This window comes from Actinomycetospora succinea (genome assembly GCF_004363095.1).
GTDB classification, from domain to species: domain Bacteria; phylum Actinomycetota; class Actinomycetes; order Mycobacteriales; family Pseudonocardiaceae; genus Actinomycetospora; species Actinomycetospora succinea.
On the sequence record NZ_SNYO01000001.1, the window covers coordinates 462,885 to 480,961 of the forward strand.

The following is an 18,077-nucleotide window of genomic DNA, read 5'->3' on the forward strand; positions in this document are numbered from 1 at the left end:
GGTCCTCCGGGAGGACGTCCGGGATGACATCCCGCCACCACCCACTCACCGGTGCCGCACTCCGCTCGTCCCCTGCCATCCCGGAGACCTGCCCCTCCGGCCAGGACATCCCTTCGGTCCTTCAGCGTCCTGTTGCCGGTGGCGGACGTGTCCGCGCGGCCGGACGAGTCGAAGACAGAGGCGGGGCCCGCAGCGGGCCGCCCGTCGGCGGCCCCGCCAGGGCCGCACTTGACCAATTAGGGAAGGTCCATCCAGCCGTTTCAGGTGCTCAGGCTCGGGTGGGCCTCGAGCTCGTGAGCAACGATGGCGCGACTTCTATCCGCTGGCCATCGCGTCGGACATAGCCTGCACCACGGCCCTTCGCCCGCGAGACACCCTCACCAGACCGTCCGCCTTGAGTGCTGCGAGGGCACGGTGGGCTGTACCGACGGCGACGGTGTTGGCAACGGCGATCTCAGCGACCGTCGGGAGTTCGGCACCGGGTTGCAGGGCACCGGAGCGAATCTGCTCGCGCAGTGCCTCGGCGATGTCCTCGTACGGGCTGCAGCGGACCGATGCCTGGGGAACCGGACGTGGAAGGACGGTGGCCATGGTGGTGGCCGCCCGACGGTCGGCCTCGTCGACCCAGGCGGCGTAGACCTTGAGCGTGGTGGCGCCGCCGCTGCCGTGCCCGAGGCGGCCGGCCACCGTGCGGATGTCGACGCCGGCGGCGACGAGCTCGGTGGCCGAGTAGTGCCGCAGTGAGTGCAGGCGCGTGCTGCGCAGCTTCAGCCTTAGGGCGAGCCGGCGGTAGCGCTGACTGATGGCTCGAGGGAGGTAGGGCGTCCCGCCGTCGGGCGCGGGGGAGAAGACGAACGCGTCGAGGCTCAGCGCCACCCCGAGCTGTTCGCAGCGCTCGCGCCACCGGTCGCGGTGCGTCTGAAGGAGCTCCACGGTGTGCTCGTCGAGGGCGACCTTTCGCCGCTGGTTGGTCTTGGTGCTCTTCTCCTTGAGCCCCGCCTTCGTCTGTGCGTTGGCCTGGTGCACCCAGAGCAGCCCGCGCTCGAAGTCGATGTGGCGCCAGCGCAGCGCGGAGACCTCGCCACGGCGCGGACCGGTGAGCATGGTCAGCCAGAGCAGCAGGCCCCATTCCGGGTCGCTCCACGCGGCGTTGAGCAGCCGGGCCGCCTCGTCGGCGCTGGGCGGGTCGGGCTCGGTGCGACGGGGAGCCGGCGCCTCGGCCATGGCCGCCTTATTCACCCCGAGGTGGCGCCAGCGCACAGCACGGTCGAGTGCGCCGCGGATGATGTAGTGCACCTTCCGGGTGGTGCTCGTGCTCAGCGGACGGCAGACGTGGCCGCCGCGCGCCTTGCCGTTGCAGGACAGGACGCGGCAGCGGTGCAAGCGAGCGTAGTAGCGCTCAAGGAGCTCGGCGTCGACCCGGCCAGCAGGCATGGTCCCGAAGGTCGGCAGCACGTAGAGCCGGATCAGGTCGTCGTAGCGCTCGCGGGTGGTGTCCTCGAGCACGACGACCTCGAGCCAGCGCTCGACGGCCTGACCGACGGTGATGGCGGACTTGGGGTGCTGGTCCTCGTCGACCTGCTGCTGGAGGCGCGTGAGGGCCTTCTCGGCCTCGCCGTACGTCGGGTGCGTTTCGCGCACGCGAAGGTCGCGGCCGGTAAGCGGGTCGGTGCCGCCGTACACGTGGACCCGGTAGGAGCCGCTGGGGAGCTGCTCGATGGAGCCGCGGCGCCGGCGCGTACGAGATGGCATGGAACGAACGCTAGGGCCGTTCGTTCCACGAGCCGTTCCACGAGGTATCGGTCAGGCAACGATCCAACCGCGTTTGCGCTGGTCAGTGCGTGGTGCCCCCGGCAGGATTCGAACCTGCGCTCCCGCCTCCGGAGGGCGGTGCTCTATCCCCTGAGCTACGGGGGCGGACCGAGCGCAACACTAGCGCACGAGCCGGGGACCACCGACGCTCGGGTGATGGCACACGCAGAGATCCACCAGGACCGCAGCATCGACGCCGCGGACCTCGCGGCCCTGTCCGGACGCACCGTCGCGGTGATCGGCTTCGGCAACCAGGGGGCGGCGCAGGCGGCGAACCTGCGCGACTCCGGGCACGCACCGGTCGTCGGCAACCGGGACGACGCGTACGCCGAGGCCGCGGCCGAGGAGGGGTTCGACCTGCGGTCGATCACCGAGGCGTCGGCGGCGGGCGACGTCGTCCTGCTGCTCGTGCCCGACGAGGTGCAGCCCGACCTCGTCCGCGACGAGATCGCCCCGGGTCTGCGGGCCGGCGACGTGCTCGTCGTCGCCAGCGGCTACAACTGGCACTTCGGTCTGCTCGACGTGCCCGACGGCGTCGACGTCGTCATGGTCGCGCCGCGGATGATCGGGGCGGCGGTGCGCGACCGCTACGTCGACCGCCACGGCTTCCCGTGCTTCGTGTCCGTGGAGCGCGACGCCACGGGGCGGGCGTGGGACACGACGCTGGCGGTGGCCCGGGCGATCGGGGGCACGCTCGGCGGCGCGATCGTCTCGAGCGCCCGCGAGGAGACCGCGCTCGACCTGTTCAGCGAGCAGGCGGTGTGGCCGGCGATCCTCGACGTCGTCCGCACCGCACACCGCGTCGCGATCGAGGCGGGGTTCAGCGAGGAGGCCGTGCTCAACGAGCTCTACCTCTCCGCCGAGCCCGCCGAGGTGTTCGCGCACGTGGCCCGCGACGGCCTGTTCGGGCAGCTCGGGCTGCACTCGCGGACCTCGCAGTACGGGCAGCTGCGGGCACTGACCGGGCTCGACGAGCGGGGCGAGCTGGCGTCGCGCTTCGCCCGCGTGATGCACGACGACATCCTGTCCGGGGCCTTCGCGCGGGAGTGGAGCCGGCCGGAGGCGGGCGAGCGGCTCGACGCCCTGCACCGGGAGGTCGCGGCGAGCCCGATCGCCGCCGCCGAGGCGGAGGTGCGGGCGCGCCTCGGAGCATGATCGCGGTCCCGGTGACGAATCCCCGCACATCCGCGGGGATTCGTCACCGAGCTCGTGATCTTAGGGCAGACCGGGTGGATCCGTGGCGGGGTGCGCTGCGTCGAACCCGGCATGAGCACTCCCGAGCAGCTGGCCGAGCTCCGCCGACTCGCCCGCGCCCAGCACGGCGTCGTGAGCCTCGCCCAGGCCCGCGCCGCCGGGCTGAGCGAGGACACCATCGCTCGCCGGGTCGCGACGAAGGCGTGGCGACCCGTGGGGCCTCGCGTCTTCCAGGTCGCCGAGCACGAGGAGACACCGGCGTCGCGCACGGTCGCGGCGATGCTCTCGATCGGCGCGAGCGCGGTGCTCGTCGGCCGGTCCGCGGCGTGGTGGTGGGATCTGCACGACGCGGCACCCGGTCGCGTCGAGATCGCGGTCGACCGCGCCCATCAGGTGCGGCCGCGGTGGGACGTCGACATGACGCGCCGCACCATCGATCCCGTCGACCGGACCCGCCACCGACGCCTCGTGGTCACCTGCCGGGCCCCGACGGTGCTCGACGCCGCCGTGCGGATGGGGCTGACCCCCGGCGCGAAGCTGATGGACCGCGCGCTCGTCCGGCGACGCGTGTCGCTGCCCGCGCTGGTGTCGGTGCACCACCGCACCGCGGGGCGGCGGGGCGCGCCGGTCGCGGCGAAGCTCCTCGCCCTCGCGGGCGGTGGTGCGCGGTCGGAGGCGGAACGGCGTGCCCACCGGCTGATGCGGCGAGCCGGCCTGTGCGGGTGGACCCCGGACACCGAGATCGTCCTGCCCGGCTACGGGCGCGCCGTCGGCGACGTCGTGTTCGCCGACGAGAAGGTGGTGCTCAAGATCGACGGGTGGGCCTACCACCGTGACCTGCGGGCCTTCCTCACCGACGGGCCCCGGCAGTCGGCACTCGCTGCCGAGGGCTGGGTGGTCGTCCGCACCCACTGGCACGAGCTCGTGAGCGACCCGGACGGGTTCCTGTCGCGGCTGCGCCGGACCCTGGCGGCGAGATCAGGAACCCGGTGACGAATCCCCGCGTATCTGCGGGGTTCCGTCACCGAGATCGTGATCATGGTCCCTGGGAGGCGCTCAGTTCATCCCGGGCATGCCGTGGCCCATGCCCGCGTGCGGGTCGGCGGGGGCCGGGAGGGGCGCGGCGCCGCGCTCGGCGAGCATCTGCGTCATCGTCGCCGCTTCCGCGGTCTGGGACGCGACCATGCTCTGGGCGAGCGCGCGGACCGCGGGCACCGAGGCGTCGGACGCCGCCGCCTGCATCATCGACAGGCCGCCCTGGTGGTGGCGCAGCATGAGCTGCAGGAACGCGACGTCGAGGTCGCGGCCGGTCGCCGCGCGCATCCGGGCCAGGTCGTCCGGCGAGGCCATGCCCGGCATCGTCGTGGTCGGCATGCCCATCCAGCCCATGTACTGCCCGCCGGGCGGGGTGAGCGGCTGGCCCCACAGGGTCAGCCAGCCCTCCATGCGCCCGACCTGCGAGGTCTGCGTCGACTCGATGTCGAAGGCGATCTGGCGGACCTGCGGGTCGGCGGTGTTGTTCCGCGCCCACACGGCCATCTCGACCGCCTGACCGTGGTGCACGTTCATGTCCTGCAGGAACCCGACGTCGATCGAGCCCTCGGCCGGCCCGTACGTCGTGGCCGTCGAGCGCCCGAGGGCGATGCCGCCGATGACCCCGACGAGCACGAGCAGCAGTGCCAGCCCGCCGGCGACGACCGCCTTCGCCCAGGTCGGGCTCGCCGACCACCACCCGCCGGAGCCGCCGTCGTCACCGTCGTCGTCGACCGGCGGCGGCGGGTCGGTGCGGTCCACCTCGGTGTCCGCGTCCGTGGGCGCGCTCATCCGCCGTTCCCGGCCTGGGCCCCGCGCCCGTCCATCGTCACCGCGTCCGGCGGCGGGGGCGAGGCGTCGAAGGGCGGCGGGTTGTCCGGGTCGAAGTAGCCCGGCCCGAGCGCGTCACAGCTCGCGCCCACCTCGGGGTAGGCGTACTGGTTCTGGCGCAGCGAGGAGATGAACTGGTCGATCCGCGGGTCGTTCGGGTCGGCGAGCTTGAGCTCGTGGCCCCACGACTGCAGCGCGATCGGCTGGTCGAGGCCCGGGTACGGCGACATCATCGTGTAGTCCTGGCCCTGCACCTTCGCCGCGAGCGTCTGCACCGCGGGCCCCGTGATCTGGTCGGGGTTGTAGGCGATCCACACCGCGCCGTGCTCGAGCGAGTGGACCATGTTCTCGCTGCGCACCGGGGTCGGGTAGACGACGCCGTTGCAGGCCGCCCAGTACGCGTCGTGCGGGCCGCCGAACGGGGGCGAGCGGTCGTAGGCGACGCGCTGCTGGGCGTTGACGTGCTGCTGGCCCGCGTACTGCCCGGTGACGATGCCGGGGATCGCGAGCGACGGGTCGCGGTTGTCGTCGCTGGGGCGCCAGGCGCTGACCTCGCTCTCGCGGGTGAGCGCGAAGCCGATGACGCCGACGGCGAGCACCACGATGACGGCGATGGCGCCGATCAGCAGCCACGGCACCTGACGCTTCGTGGCGACGGAGGGGCGCTTGCCGCGCGTGACCGGGTTCGGCCCGCGCTGGGCGTTCGGCCGCTGACCGCCTCGCTGACCATTGCCACGCTGCCCGGTGCCGCCGCTCTTCCCGCGCGCCTGACCGTTGCCCGCGCCCCGCGCAGGCCCCGAGGACGACCGACCGGAACTCGGACCGGCCCCGGAACCGGACCGCCGGCCGGACCCACCACTCGCCATGGCCGGGAGTTTACGGAGGACGCCGTCACGCCCCGGTGACCCCCCGTGATCACCAGTCCGGCGACTCCGGCCCGAGAACCCGCAGGCACCGGTCCCTAGAATCCCCGGGGTGACCCCCGCAGCCCTGGCCGACCTCCTGCGCGCCGTCGCCGTGGACGTGCTCACCGAGCGCGGCCTCGACACGACGGTGCTGCCCGAGACGGTCACGGTGGAGCGTCCGCGCAACCCGGAGCACGGCGACTACAGCACCAACCTCGCGATGCGCTCGGCGAAGAAGGCGGGCGTGCCCCCGGCCGAGCTCGCGGGCTGGCTCGCCAAGCGCCTCGAGCAGGAGGACGGGATCGCCGCCGCCGAGGTCGCGGGCCCCGGCTTCCTCAACCTGCGCCTGGCCGCGGACGCGCAGGGCGGCATCGTCGCCGGCGTCCTCGCCGCGGGCGAGGCGTACGGGCACACCGACGCGCTGACCGGGCAGGCGATCAACCTCGAGTTCGTGTCCGCCAACCCGACGGGCCCGATCCACCTCGGCGGCACGCGGTGGGCGGCGGTCGGCGACGCCCTCGGCCGGGTCCTGGCGAGCCAGGGTGCCGCGGTGACCCGCGAGTACTACGTCAACGACGCCGGCGCGCAGATCGACCGGTTCGCCGAGTCGCTCATCGCTGCGGCGCGGGGCCTGCCGGTGCCGGAGAACGGCTACGGCGGGGCGTACGTCGCCGAGGTCGCGCAGAAGGTCGTCGACACCGAGGCGGGCGTGCTCGACCAGCCCGACGACCAGGTGCTCGCCGCGTTCAAGCGCCTCGGCGTGCAGATCATGCTCGACGAGATGCGGGCGAGCCTGGAGTCGTTCGGCACCCACTTCGACGTGTGGTCCTCGGAGCTCGCGCTGCACAGCTCCGGCGCGGTCGAGCAGTCCGTGCAGGACCTCAAGGACGGCGACGCGCTCTACTACGCGGAGGGCGCGTGGTGGATGCGCTCCACGGCGCAGGGCGACGACAAGGACCGAGTCGTCATCAAGTCCGATGGCAACCCCGCCTACATCGCGGGCGACATCGCCTACTACCGCGACAAGCGCGCCCGCGGCGCCGACCTCGCGATCTACATGCTCGGCGCCGACCACCACGGCTACATCCACCGCCTCAAGGCCGTCGCCGCGGCGTTCGGCGACGACCCGGCGCGCGTCGAGGTGCTCATCGGGCAGCTCGTGAGCCTGGTGCGCGACGGGCAGCCGGTGAAGATGTCCAAGCGCGCCGGCACGATCATCACGCTGGAGGACCTCGTCGACGCCGTCGGCGTGGACGCCGCGCGCTACACGCTGGCCCGCAGCTCGGTCGACCAGGTCCTCGAGATCGACCTCGATCTGATCTCCAGCCGCACCAACGAGAACCCCGTGTTCTACGTGCAGTACGCCCACGCCCGGCTGGCGTCGCTGGCCCGCAACGCCGCCGACCTGGGCGTCTCGGCCGCCGACCCGGACCTCGCCCTGCTGACCCACCCCCGCGAGGGCGACCTCATCCGCACGCTCGGGGAGTTCCCGCGCGTGCTCTCCTCGGCCGCGACCCTGCGCGAGCCCCACCGGGTGGCGCGCTACCTCGAGGAGCTGGCGGGCGCCTACCACCGCTTCTACGACACCTGCCGCGTCCTGCCCCAGGGCGACGAGGAGCCCGCGGGAATCCACACCGCGCGCCTCGCGCTGTGCTCCGCGGCGCGCCAGGTCCTCGAGAACGGCCTGGGCCTGCTCGGTGTGAGCGCGCCCGAGCGCATGTGACCCACCCGTCCCACGAGCAGAGCTGGATCCCACGATGACCCCGCGAGACGAAGCGGAGCGGAGCTCGAGCCGATGACGAGAGCCCACCCCGCCGGGCCCCGCCACGCCGACGTCATCCCGCAGCACGAGGACGGCGCCGGCCCGCCGGACGCCGCCGCCCTCGACGCGCTGCCCGCCGCCGTGTGGCCCCGCCACGCCGTGCGGGGGGACGACGGCGTGGTCCGCCTCGCCGGCGTCGACGTCACCACCCTGGCCCGCGAGCACGGCACCCCGCTGTTCGTCGTCGACGAGGCCGACTTCCGGTCGCGCTGCGCCGAGCACGCCGCCGCGTACGGCGACCCGTCGCTCGTGCACTACGCGGCCAAGGCGTTCCTGACCGCCGAGATCGCGCGCTGGGTCGCCGACGAGGGCCTGGGCCTGGACGTCTGCACCGAGGGCGAGCTGCTCACCGCGCTGCGCGGCGGCTTCCCGCCCGAGCGGATCACCGTGCACGGCAACAACAAGAGCCGCCACGAGCTCGCCGCCGCGCTCGACGCCGGCGTCGGGGCGATCGTCATCGACTCCTACGCCGAGATCGCCCGCCTCGACGAGCTCGCCCGCGAGCGCGACGTCCGCGCCGACGTGATGGTGCGCGTGACCGTCGGGGTCGAGGCGCACACCCACGAGTTCATCGCCACCGCCCACGAGGACCAGAAGTTCGGGTTCTCGCTGGCCGCGGGCGACGCCGCCGAGGCGGTGCGCCGGGTGCTCAAGTCGCCGGGCCTGCACCTCGTCGGGCTGCACAGCCACATCGGCTCGCAGATCTTCGACGCCGACGGCTTCGAGCTGGCCGCGCGCCGCGTCATCGGGCTGCTCGCCGAGCTGCGCGACGAGCACGGGGAGGCGGTCGCCGACGCGCTGGGCACCGTCGACCTCGGCGGCGGCATGGGCATCGCCTACACCGTCGCCGACCAGCCGCGCTCGCCCGCGTGGATGGCCGGCGAGCTGCGCGCGATCGTCGACCGGGAGTCCGCGCGCGCCGGCCTGGCGCCGCCGCGGATCGCCGTCGAGCCGGGTCGCGCGATCGTCGGGCCGGGCACGGTGACCCTGTACGAGGTCGGCACCGTCAAGGACGTCGAGCTGGGCGGGGGCGCCCGGCGCCGCTACGTCAGCGTCGACGGCGGGATGAGCGACAACATCCGCACCGCGCTCTACGACGCGCACTACGACTGCCGGCTGGTCTCGCGCTCCGCGGCGTCGGCCCCGCCCGTGCGCTCCCGCGTCGTGGGCAAGCACTGCGAGTCCGGCGACGTCGTCGTCCGCGACTGCTGGCTGCCCGCGGACCTCGCGCCCGGCGACCTCGTCGCGGTCGCCGCGACGGGCGCCTACTGCTACGCGATGGCCAGCGCGTACAACAAGGTGCCGCGCCCGGCGGTCGTCGCCGTGGCGGACGGCACGTCGCGCACGGTGCTGCGGCGCGAGACCCTCGACGACCTGGCGCGACTGGAGGTGGGCTGAATCATGGTCGGCAACGGCGGGCGGCCGATCTCGATCGCCCTGCTCGGCTGCGGGGTCGTCGGGTCCCAGGTGGTCCGGCTGCTCACCGAGCAGGCCGACGAGCTCGCCGCGCGGGTCGGCGCGCCCCTGCGCCTGGTCGGCGTGGCGGTCCGGCGCCCCCAGCGCCACCCGGACGTGCCCGCCGACCTGCTGACCACCGACGCCGCGGGGCTGGTGTCCCGCGACGACGTCGACGTGGTGGTCGAGCTGGTCGGGGGCATCGAGCCCGTCCGCGGGCTGCTGCTCACCGCGCTGAAGGCCGGCAAGTCGGTGGTGTCGGCGAACAAGGCGCTGCTCGCCGAGGACGGCGCGGCGCTCGCGGCCGCCGCGGACGAGTCGGGCGCCGACCTCTACTACGAGGCCTCGGTCGCCGGCGCGATCCCGCTGCTGCGCCCGATCCAGCAGTCGCTCGCCGGCGACCGGATCGTGCGCGTGGCCGGCATCGTCAACGGCACCACGAACTTCATCCTCTCGGCGATGGCGTCGTCGGGCGCGAACTACACCGAGGCGCTCGAGGAGGCCGGCCGGCTGGGCTACGCCGAGGCCGACCCGACCGCCGACGTCGACGGCTACGACGCCGCCTCCAAGGCCGCGATCCTCGCGAGCCTCGCCTTCCACACCCGCGTCACGGCCGACGACGTGCACCGCGAGGGCATCCGCGACGTCTCCGCCGCCGACATCGCCGCGGCGAAGGCGCTGGGCTGCACGGTGAAGCTGCTGGCGATCTGCGAGCAGGTGGACGGTCGCGTGTCCGCCCGGGTGCACCCGGCCATGATCCCGCGCTCGCACCCGCTGGCCTCGGTCTCCGGTGCCTACAACGCGGTGTTCATCGAGGCCGCCGCGGCCGGGCAGCTCATGTTCTACGGGCAGGGCGCGGGCGGCCCGCAGACCGCGAGCGCCGTGCTCGGCGACCTCGTCGCCGCCGCGCGCAACCGGGTCATCGGGGGCCGGGGGCCGCGCGACACCGCGCACGCCGCCCTGCCGGTGCTCTCGATGGGCGAGACGCACACCCGCTACCACGTCGCGCTCGACGTCAACGACCGCGCGGGCGTGCTCGCCCAGGTCGCGGGCGTGTTCGCCGAGCACGGGGTCTCGATCGCGACCGTGCGGCAGGAGGGCCGCGGGGAGGCCGGGCGTGACGCGGACGATGGCGCGCCGGGCCCGAAGGACGCCACACTGGTGATCGTGACGCACTCCGCCTCCGACGCCGCCCTCGCGGCGACGGTGCAGGCCCTCACGGGGCTGGACGCCGTGCGCGGGGTGGCCGGGGTGCTGCGGGTCGAAGGGCTGGGTCGTCCGGTGACGGATCTGGGGGGTGGGTCGTGACCGCCGTACCGGCTGCGCCCGTGCAGGCGCTCGGTGCCCGCGTCGAGTGGCCCGGCATCATCAACGCCTACCGCGACCGCCTGCCCCGCGTGCAGCCCGGCTGGGACGTCGTCACGCTGCGCGAGGGCGGCACGCCGCTGCTGCCGGCCCCGCATCTCTCCGAGCTCACCGGCTGCGAGGTCCACCTCAAGATCGAGGGCGCGAACCCCACGGGCTCGTTCAAGGACCGCGGCATGACCGTGGCGATGACCGAGGCCCTGGCCGGCGGGGCGCAGGCGGTGATCTGCGCGTCCACCGGCAACACCTCCGCCTCGGCCGCCGCGTACGCCACGCGGGCGGGCATGACCTGCGCGGTGCTCGTGCCCCAGGGCAAGATCGCGCTGGGCAAGCTGGCCCAGGCCACCGTGCACGGCGCCCGCATCCTGCAGCTCGAGGGCAACTTCGACGCCTGCCTCGAGCTCGCCCGCCGCGCCGCCGAGCAGTACCCGATCGCGCTGGTCAACTCGGTGAACCCGGCGCGGATCGAGGGCCAGAAGACGGCGTCGTTCGAGATCTGCGACCAGCTCGGGCGCGCGCCCGACATCCACGCGCTGCCGGTCGGCAACGCCGGCAACATCACCGCCTACTGGCGCGGCTACACCGAGTACGCCGGCGACGGCGTCGTTGCCGGCACGCCCCGCATGCTCGGGGTGCAGGCCGCCGGCGCCGCACCGCTCGTGCACGGCGCACCCGTCGCCGAGCCCGAGACGCTCGCGACGGCCATCCGCATCGGCTCGCCCGCCTCGTGGGACGGCGCGATCGCGGCCCGCGACGAGTCCGCGGGGGAGATCACGATGGTCGACGACGACGCCATCCTCGAGGCCTACCGCCTGCTCGCCGCGCGCGAGGGCGTGTTCGTCGAGCCGGCCTCGGCGGCGTCGGTGGCCGGGCTGCTCGCCCGCGCCCGCGAGGGCCGTCTCGACACCGGCCAGCTGATCGTCGCGACCGTCACCGGGCACGGGCTCAAGGATCCGGCGACCGCGCTCGCCGACGCGTCGGACCCCGTGGTGCTCCCGCCGCAGGTCGACGCCGTCGCCGACGCCCTGGGTCTGCGCTGAGCGCCGGGGCGGGGGTGGCCGGTCAGCACGCGGCCGTCCCCACGGGGACCGTCGTGCGCGTCCGGGTCCCGGCCACCTCGGCGAACCTCGGCCCGGGGTTCGACACCCTCGGCCTCGCGCTGGGCCTGTGGGACGAGGTCGAGCTCTCGGTCGGTGACGGCGACCGGTGCACCGTGGAGGTCGAGGGGGAGGGCGCCGCGCGCGTCCCCCGCGACGAGCGCCACCTGGTGCTGCGCGCCGCGCACGCGACGTTCGACCGGGCCGGCGCGCCGCGGGTGTCGCTGCGCCTGCGGTGCCGCAACGTCATCCCGCACAGCCGGGGGCTCGGGTCGTCGGCGGCCGCCGCCGTCGCGGGAATCGTCGCGGCTCGCGGGTTGTTGTCGTCGACGTATCCGCTGGACGACGACGCGGTGCTCGACCTCGCGGCCGGCTTCGACGGCCACGCCGACAACGTCGCCGCCTGCCTGTACGGCGGGCTCGTCGTCAGCTGGGGACACGAGGGTTCGTGGCACGCCGCGCACCTCACCCCGCACCCCGCCCTGCGGCCGGTGGTGCTGATCGCGGAGCGGTCCAGCTCCACCGAGGCCACCCGCGGGCTGCTGCCCGACCGCGTCCCGCACGCGGACGCGGCGTTCACCGCGGCCCGCGCGGCGCTGCTCGTGCACGCGCTGACCAGCGAGCCCGAGCTGTTGCTCGCGGCCACCGAGGACCGCCTGCACCAGCCCTACCGGCGGCCCGCCTACCCGGAGACCGCCGCCGTGGTCGACCAGCTGCGCACCGCGGGCATCGCCGCGGTCGTCTCGGGCGCCGGCCCGACCGTGCTCGCGCTGACGCTCGACGGGGCGCTGCCCGACGGCCTCGACACCACCGGCTTCACGGTGCGCACGCTCGCCGTCGACACCGAGGGCGCCCGCGCCGAGGTCGTCTGACCGCTCCGCGGCCGGACGAAGGATCTCGCTGCGGCACGCGGGGGGTGGTTGTTGCCGGTGCGTGGGGCGGGGTCTACATTGACGAGCACAGCGACCACGCGTGAAGCGCGTCGGTGCCCTGGTCCCGCTGCGTTCGGGTCCACCCTCTTCCCCAGCCGTCGGGTCGTCCTGGCGGACGGACACGTCATGATCGCTGTACAAGAGTTCCGCGGGCCTTCCCGCCCGAGATCGACACCTGTCGGTCCGCCGGGCCGGAACGGACCCGCGAGCAGCCCCGCTCCGCGCGAGGCGAAAACATCCGCTGGCCCGGGTGGTCCCCGGGCCGGTCAGGAAGGACCTGCGTGACCGAAACCGACGTCATCTCCACCGACGGCGCCGACGGCGCTGCGACTCCCGCGCCCGAGCGGCGCCGGCGGGGAGGTGTCTCCGGCATGGTGCTCGCCGAGCTGCGCGATCTCGCGACCTCGCTCGGCGTCTCCGACACCACGGGGATGCGGCGCAACGACCTCATCGCCGAGATCAAGAAGCGGCAGTCCGGCGGCGGCGACCAGCTGCCGCTCGGCGACGACGCCGCCCAGGGCGCGGGCACGCCCGCCGAGGCGCCGGCGGCGGCACCCGCCGAGACCCCGGCCGAGGCGCCCGCCGAAGCCGCGACCGACGGTGCCGCGGACGAGGGTGCGCCCTCCCGCCGCCGCGGCGGCCGCCGTCGTGCCACCTCCGCCTCGGGCCCGCCGCCCGAGGCCGGCACGGAGGCCACCGGGGCGCCCGCCACCACGGGTGACGCGGACGCCGCGACCAACGGCTCCGCGTCCGTGACGGACGCCGTCACGGCGGCCTCCGACGCCGTGCCCGGTGCCGAGGCCGCGGCCGCCACGGCCACCGAGGCCCCCACCGGCAACGACACCCCCGCCGAGGCGCCGACGTCGTCGCGCCGCGGCCGGCGCGGTGCCCGTCGCGAGGCCGGCCCGGGCGTCGACGCGCCCGACGGCGCGGCCGCCGCGGACGGCGGTGCCGCGACCGACGGCGCCACCGACGCGACCGACTCCAGGACGGACGCCGCCCCCACCACCGAGCGCACCGACACCACGCCCGACGGCGACGGTGACGGCGGCCAGCAGGGCCAGGGGCAGGGCGGCAGCCAGTCCCGTCGCCAGCGCGAGCGCGACCGCCAGCAGGGCGGGCGCCCCGACCAGAACGGTCAGGGCGGCCAGCAGCGCGGCGGCGGCCAGCAGGGTGGCGGCCAGCAGGGTGGCCAGAACCAGGGTGGCCAGAACCAGGGCGGCCAGAACCAGGGCGGCCAGCAGCAGACCAACCAGCGCGGCGACGACGACGACGATGACGAGGAGGGCGGTGGCCGCCGTCGCGGCCGCCGCTTCCGCGACCGTCGCCGCAACCGCAACGACCGCGGCGAGCGCAACGAGCGCGGCCAGGGCGGCGGCGAGCCGGAGGTCCGCGACGACGACGTCCTCATCCCGGTCGCCGGGATCCTCGACGTCCTCGACAACTACGCGTTCGTCCGCACCTCGGGCTACGCGTCCGGGCCGAACGACGTCTATGTGTCGATGTCGCTGGTGCGCAAGCACGGCCTGCGCCGCGGTGACGCCGTCACCGGCCAGGTCCGCCAGCAGCGCGAGGGCGAGCAGAACCGCCAGAAGTTCAACCCGCTCGTCCGCATCGACTCGATCAACGGGCTCGACCCGGAGGCGGCCAAGCGCCGGCCCGAGTTCACCAAGCTCACGCCGCTCTACCCCAACGAGCGGCTGCGCCTCGAGACCGAGTCGCACCTGCTCACCACGCGCGTCATCGACCTGGTCATGCCCGTCGGCAAGGGCCAGCGCGCGCTGATCGTCTCGCCGCCCAAGGCCGGCAAGACGATGGTGCTGCAGGCGATCGCCAACGCGATCACCACGAACAACCCCGAGGTCCACCTCATGGTCGTGCTCGTCGACGAGCGGCCGGAGGAGGTCACCGACATGCAGCGCTCGGTGAAGGGCGAGGTCATCGCCTCGACCTTCGACCGGCCGCCGTCGGACCACACCTCGCTGTCCGAGCTGGCCATCGAGCGGGCGAAGCGCCTGGTCGAGATGGGCCACGACGTGGTCGTCCTGCTCGACTCGATCACCCGCCTCGGCCGCGCGTACAACCTCGCGGCCCCGGCGTCCGGGCGCATCCTGTCCGGCGGCGTCGACTCGACCGCCCTCTACCCGCCGAAGCGCTTCCTCGGCGCGGCGCGGAACATCGAGGACGGCGGCTCGCTCACCATCTTCGCGACGGCCCTGGTCGAGACCGGGTCGACGATGGACACGGTGATCTTCGAGGAGTTCAAGGGCACCGGCAACGCCGAGCTCAAGCTCGACCGCAAGCTCGCCGACAAGCGCATCTTCCCCGCGATCGACCCCGACCCGTCGGGCACGCGCAAGGAGGAGCTGCTGCTCTCGCCCGACGAGATGGCGGTGACCCACCGGCTGCGCCGCGTGCTGGCCGCGCTGGACTCCCAGCAGGCCATCGAGCTCGTCCTCGACCGGCTCCGCAAGAGCCGGACGAACATCGAGTTCCTCATGCAGGTGGCCAAGACGACGCCCGGCAAGGACGACGATTAGCCGCTGATCACCTCGGGGGCCGTCGGGAACACCGGCGGCCCCGAGGTGGTTACACGGACCAGCGGGCGGTCCTGCGAGAATGCCCGCACCACCGGTTCCGGTTCACCCCACGCACGACGGGGACCCGGCGACCACCAGACGAGAGGACCAGATCCGTGAAGAGCGGCATCCACCCCGAATACCACGAGACCCAGGTGCTGTGCGGCTGCGGCAACTCGTTCACGACCCGGAGCACCAAGCCGGGCGGCAACATCACCGTGGAGATCTGCTCCGCCTGCCACCCGTTCTACACGGGCAAGCAGCGGATCATGGACACCGGTGGCCGCGTGGCCCGCTTCGAGGCCCGCTACGGGAAGCGCACCCCCGCCAAGAAGTAGCTCCCGCGACGCCCGTCGCCCCTGCGCCATCGCGCGGGGCGGCGGGCGTTCTGCGTGTCGGGGCCCGTTCACCGGAGGGGAGGCCAGGAGATGAGCGACAGCATGACGTCGTCGCCCGGCGTCACCGCGCTGCTCGAGGAGCACGCGGGCCTGGAGGCGCGCCTGGCCGACCCCGACGTGCACGCCGACGCCGGGCTCGCCCGCTCGCTGGGTCGGCGGTACGCGGCGATCTCGCCCGTCGTCGCCACGGTCGGCGAGCTGAGCGCCGCCGAGGCCGACCTCACCGACGCCCGCGAGCTCGCCCACGAGGACCCGGCGTTCGCCGCCGAGGCCACCGAGCTGGAGACCCGGGTCGAGGCGCTGCGCGCGCGCCTGTCCGAGCAGCTCGTGCCGCGCGACCCCGCGGACGCCGAGGACGTCGTCGTCGAGGTGAAGTCGGGGGAGGGCGGCGAGGAGTCGGCGCTGTTCGCCGGCGACCTGCTGCGCATGTACTCCCGCTACGCCGAGCGCCGGGGCTGGCGGGTCGAGGTTCTGTCGGCCACCGAGTCCGACCTCGGCGGCTACAAGGACGTCACCGTCGCGGTCAGCGCGCCCGGCAGTGACCCCGACGGCGTGTGGGCCTGGTTCAAGTACGAGGGCGGCGTGCACCGCGTCCAGCGCGTGCCCGTCACCGAGTCGCAGGGCCGCATCCACACCTCCGCGGCCGGGGTGCTCGTCTTCCCCGAGGCCGAGCAGTCCGAGATCGAGATCGACGAGAAGGACCTGCGCATCGACGTCTTCCGCGCCTCGGGCAAGGGCGGGCAGGGCGTCAACACCACCGACTCCGCGGTGCGCATCACCCACCTGCCCACCGGCGTCGTCGTCTCCTGCCAGAACGAGCGCTCGCAGCTGCAGAACAAGGCGCGCGCCCTCGAGGTGCTGCGCAGCCGCCTGCAGTCGCTCGCCGACGAGGCCGAGCAGGCCCAGGCGTCGGCGGACCGCCGCAGCCAGGTCCGCACGGTCGACCGCTCCGAGCGCGTGCGCACCTACAACTTCCCTGAGAACCGGATCTCCGACCACCGCATCGGGTACAAGTCCCACGACCTCGACCGGGTGCTCGACGGCGACCTCGACGGGGTGCTCGACGCCCTGCGCGCCGCCGACCGCTCCGAGCGCATGGCCCGCGCCGCGGACGAGGCGACGCACTCCTGAGCACCGTCCGCGACCTGCTCGCCCGCACCACGTCCCGGCTCGCCGACGCCGGCGTCGCGTCACCCCGGGCGGACGCCGAGCAGCTCGTCGCCCACGTCCTCGGGTTCCCGCGGGGGCGGCTCCTGCTCGCCGACCCGCCCGCCGACGAGGCCGCCCTCGACGCGCTGGTCGCCCGGCGCGCCGCCCGCGAGCCCCTCCAGCACCTGCTCGGCACCGCGGTGCTCGGGCCGGTCGAGGTCGCCGTGGGGCCCGGGGTGTTCGTGCCGCGCCCGGAGACCGAGATCCTCCTGGAGTGGGCGCTCGGCGAGCCCGGCGGCGTCGTCGTCGACCTCTGCACGGGCACCGGCGCGCTGGCCCTGGCGATCGCCCACGCGCGCCCGAGCGCCGTGGTGCACGCCGTCGAGGTCGACCCCGGCGCGCTGAGCTGGACCCGCCGCAACCTCGCCGGCTCGCGCGTCGCGCTGCACGAGGCCGACGTCACCGCCCCAGGCGTGCTCGCGGACCTCGAGCACACCGTCGACGTCGTCGTCTGCAACCCGCCCTACGTGCCCGAGGGGCTCGCGGTGCCGCCCGAGGTCGACGCCGACCCGCACGGCGCCGTGTTCGCCGGCGCCGACGGCCTGGCCGTGATCCGGCCCGTCGCGGCGCTCGCGCACCGGCTGCTGCGGCCCGGGGGAGCGGTGGGCATCGAGCACGACGACTCGCACCCCGCCGCCGTCCGCGAGGTGCTCGCCGCGGCCGGGTTCACCGAGGTCACCACGCTGCCCGACCTCACCGGACGCCCCCGCGTGGCCACCGGACGCCGGGCTTAGGCTCCTCGACCGTGGCCACGGTGTACGACTGCGAGGACCCGGCGACGCGACCCACGGGGCTGGCCGCCGCGGCGGCCGCGGTGCGGGCGGGCCGGCTCGTCGTCACCCCCACCGACACCCTCTACGGCATCGTCGCTGACGCGTTCAACGCCCGCGCGGTCGCCGACCTGCTCGCCGCGAAGCACCGCGGGCCGGACATGCCGCTCGGGGTCCTGGTCGGCAGCTGGTCGACGATCGACGGCCTGGTCGGCGCGGTGCCGCCGGTGGCGCGCGACCTCGTCGAGGCGTTCTGGCCCGGCGGGCTCTCGATCGTCCTGCCGCACGCACCGAGCCTGGCCTGGGACCTCGGGACGACGCGGGGCACGGTGATGCTGCGCATGCCGCTGCACCCGGTGGCCCTCGAGCTGCTGCGCGAGGTCGGTCCCATGGCCCAGAGCAGCGCGAACGTCTCCGGGCAGCCGCCCGCCACGACCGCGCAGGAGGCCCGCGACCAGCTGGGCGACTCGGTCGAGGTCTACCTCGACGGCGGGGTCTGCGCGTCCGGCGTGGGCTCGACGATCGTCGACCTGACCGGCGAGACGCCGCGCCTGCGCCGCGAGGGCGCGGTCAGCGCCGAGGACGTCTCCCGCGTCGTCGGCGTCCCCGTCACCTTGTGAGATCAGCACTGTGACCCACCTTCCAGGGGCGGCGCGAGGACGCGTGATACGCCGGT

At 74.5% G+C, this 18,077-nt stretch carries 15 protein-coding genes and 1 tRNA gene; 12 read left to right on the forward strand and 4 right to left on the reverse strand.

Annotated elements, in window-relative coordinates; translation table 11 throughout:
* Positions 1-315: 315 nt before the first annotated feature.
* Both EV188_RS02295 and EV188_RS02300 read right to left on the reverse strand, forming a co-directional pair.
* Positions 316-1,683 carry a tyrosine-type recombinase/integrase gene (locus tag EV188_RS02295; protein ID WP_208113952.1) on the reverse strand — a complete coding sequence of 456 codons (1,368 nt, stop codon included), beginning with the start codon at positions 1,681-1,683 and terminating at the stop codon, positions 316-318.
* Positions 1,684-1,842: 159 nt separating this feature from the next.
* A tRNA-Arg gene (locus EV188_RS02300) sits at positions 1,843-1,917 on the reverse strand.
* Between the two features lie 51 nt (positions 1,918-1,968).
* Between EV188_RS02300 and EV188_RS02305 the strand changes: the two genes are divergently transcribed.
* Positions 1,969-2,967: an NAD(P)-binding domain-containing protein gene (locus tag EV188_RS02305; protein ID WP_133824600.1), complete on the forward strand. Its 999-nt coding sequence runs from the start codon at positions 1,969-1,971 to the stop codon at positions 2,965-2,967.
* 111 nt (positions 2,968-3,078) lie between these two features.
* Positions 3,079-3,999 (forward strand): endonuclease domain-containing protein, encoded by a 921-nt coding sequence (locus EV188_RS02310; protein ID WP_133824601.1) that lies wholly within the window; start codon positions 3,079-3,081, stop codon positions 3,997-3,999.
* 63 nt (positions 4,000-4,062) lie between these two features.
* Here EV188_RS02310 and EV188_RS02315 read toward each other — a convergent pair whose 3' ends face one another.
* Both EV188_RS02315 and EV188_RS02320 read right to left on the reverse strand, forming a co-directional pair.
* Positions 4,063-4,830 carry a DUF305 domain-containing protein gene (locus EV188_RS02315; protein ID WP_133824602.1) on the reverse strand — a complete coding sequence of 256 codons (768 nt, stop codon included), beginning with the start codon at positions 4,828-4,830 and terminating at the stop codon, positions 4,063-4,065.
* A complete protein-coding gene (locus tag EV188_RS02320; protein WP_243741426.1) occupies positions 4,827-5,507 on the reverse strand; it encodes a DUF3105 domain-containing protein in 681 nt (226 codons plus the stop codon). The genes EV188_RS02315 and EV188_RS02320 overlap by 4 nt, the downstream gene beginning before the upstream one ends.
* A 337-nt stretch (positions 5,508-5,844) precedes the next feature.
* Here EV188_RS02320 and argS point away from each other — a divergent pair, with 337 nt between their 5' ends.
* The 10 genes from argS (at position 5,845) to EV188_RS02370 (ending at position 18,021) form a co-directional block, all read left to right on the forward strand.
* Positions 5,845-7,497 carry an arginine--tRNA ligase gene (gene argS / locus EV188_RS02325; RefSeq protein ID WP_133824604.1) on the forward strand — a complete coding sequence of 551 codons (1,653 nt, stop codon included), beginning with the start codon at positions 5,845-5,847 and terminating at the stop codon, positions 7,495-7,497.
* A 72-nt stretch (positions 7,498-7,569) separates the two neighbouring features.
* The gene (lysA, locus tag EV188_RS02330; protein ID WP_133824605.1) at positions 7,570-8,994 is read left to right on the forward strand and encodes a diaminopimelate decarboxylase; all 1,425 of its coding nucleotides are present in this window, start codon (positions 7,570-7,572) and stop codon (positions 8,992-8,994) included.
* A gap of 3 nt (positions 8,995-8,997) precedes the next feature.
* A complete protein-coding gene (locus EV188_RS02335; RefSeq protein WP_133824606.1) occupies positions 8,998-10,359 on the forward strand; it encodes a homoserine dehydrogenase in 1,362 nt (453 codons plus the stop codon).
* Positions 10,356-11,456, forward strand: a complete 1,101-nt coding sequence (gene thrC / locus EV188_RS02340) for a threonine synthase (RefSeq protein WP_243741427.1) — start codon at positions 10,356-10,358, stop codon at positions 11,454-11,456. The genes EV188_RS02335 and thrC overlap by 4 nt, the downstream gene beginning before the upstream one ends.
* A 53-nt stretch (positions 11,457-11,509) precedes the next feature.
* Complete coding sequence (gene thrB / locus EV188_RS02345) at positions 11,510-12,385, forward strand: homoserine kinase (RefSeq protein WP_243741428.1); 876 nt, start codon at positions 11,510-11,512, stop codon at positions 12,383-12,385.
* A 431-nt stretch (positions 12,386-12,816) separates the two neighbouring features.
* The gene (gene rho / locus EV188_RS02350; RefSeq protein WP_243741512.1) at positions 12,817-14,985 is read left to right on the forward strand and encodes a transcription termination factor Rho; all 2,169 of its coding nucleotides are present in this window, start codon (positions 12,817-12,819) and stop codon (positions 14,983-14,985) included.
* A 155-nt stretch (positions 14,986-15,140) separates the two neighbouring features.
* Positions 15,141-15,362 carry a 50S ribosomal protein L31 gene (gene rpmE, locus EV188_RS02355; RefSeq protein WP_133824609.1) on the forward strand — a complete coding sequence of 74 codons (222 nt, stop codon included), beginning with the start codon at positions 15,141-15,143 and terminating at the stop codon, positions 15,360-15,362.
* 90 nt (positions 15,363-15,452) lie between these two features.
* A complete protein-coding gene (prfA, locus tag EV188_RS02360) occupies positions 15,453-16,553 on the forward strand; it encodes a peptide chain release factor 1 (protein ID WP_243741429.1) in 1,101 nt (366 codons plus the stop codon).
* Positions 16,550-17,365 (forward strand): peptide chain release factor N(5)-glutamine methyltransferase, encoded by an 816-nt coding sequence (prmC, locus tag EV188_RS02365; protein WP_133824610.1) that lies wholly within the window; start codon positions 16,550-16,552, stop codon positions 17,363-17,365. The genes prfA and prmC overlap by 4 nt, the downstream gene beginning before the upstream one ends.
* An 11-nt stretch (positions 17,366-17,376) precedes the next feature.
* Positions 17,377-18,021 carry an L-threonylcarbamoyladenylate synthase gene (locus EV188_RS02370; protein ID WP_133824611.1) on the forward strand — a complete coding sequence of 215 codons (645 nt, stop codon included), beginning with the start codon at positions 17,377-17,379 and terminating at the stop codon, positions 18,019-18,021.
* Positions 18,022-18,077 lie beyond the last annotated feature (56 nt).

Coding starts and splice junctions, on each gene's coding strand:
- EV188_RS02305 (WP_133824600.1), top strand. CDS start 1,969: ATGGCACACGCAGAGATCCACCAGGACCGCAGCATCGACGCCGCGGAC.
- EV188_RS02310 (WP_133824601.1), top strand. CDS start 3,079: ATGAGCACTCCCGAGCAGCTGGCCGAGCTCCGCCGACTCGCCCGCGCC.
- EV188_RS02315 (WP_133824602.1), bottom strand. CDS start 4,830: ATGAGCGCGCCCACGGACGCGGACACCGAGGTGGACCGCACCGACCCG.
- lysA (WP_133824605.1), top strand. CDS start 7,570: ATGACGAGAGCCCACCCCGCCGGGCCCCGCCACGCCGACGTCATCCCG.
- EV188_RS02335 (WP_133824606.1), top strand. CDS start 8,998: ATGGTCGGCAACGGCGGGCGGCCGATCTCGATCGCCCTGCTCGGCTGC.
- rho (WP_243741512.1), top strand. CDS start 12,817: ATGGTGCTCGCCGAGCTGCGCGATCTCGCGACCTCGCTCGGCGTCTCC.
- prfA (WP_243741429.1), top strand. CDS start 15,453: ATGAGCGACAGCATGACGTCGTCGCCCGGCGTCACCGCGCTGCTCGAG.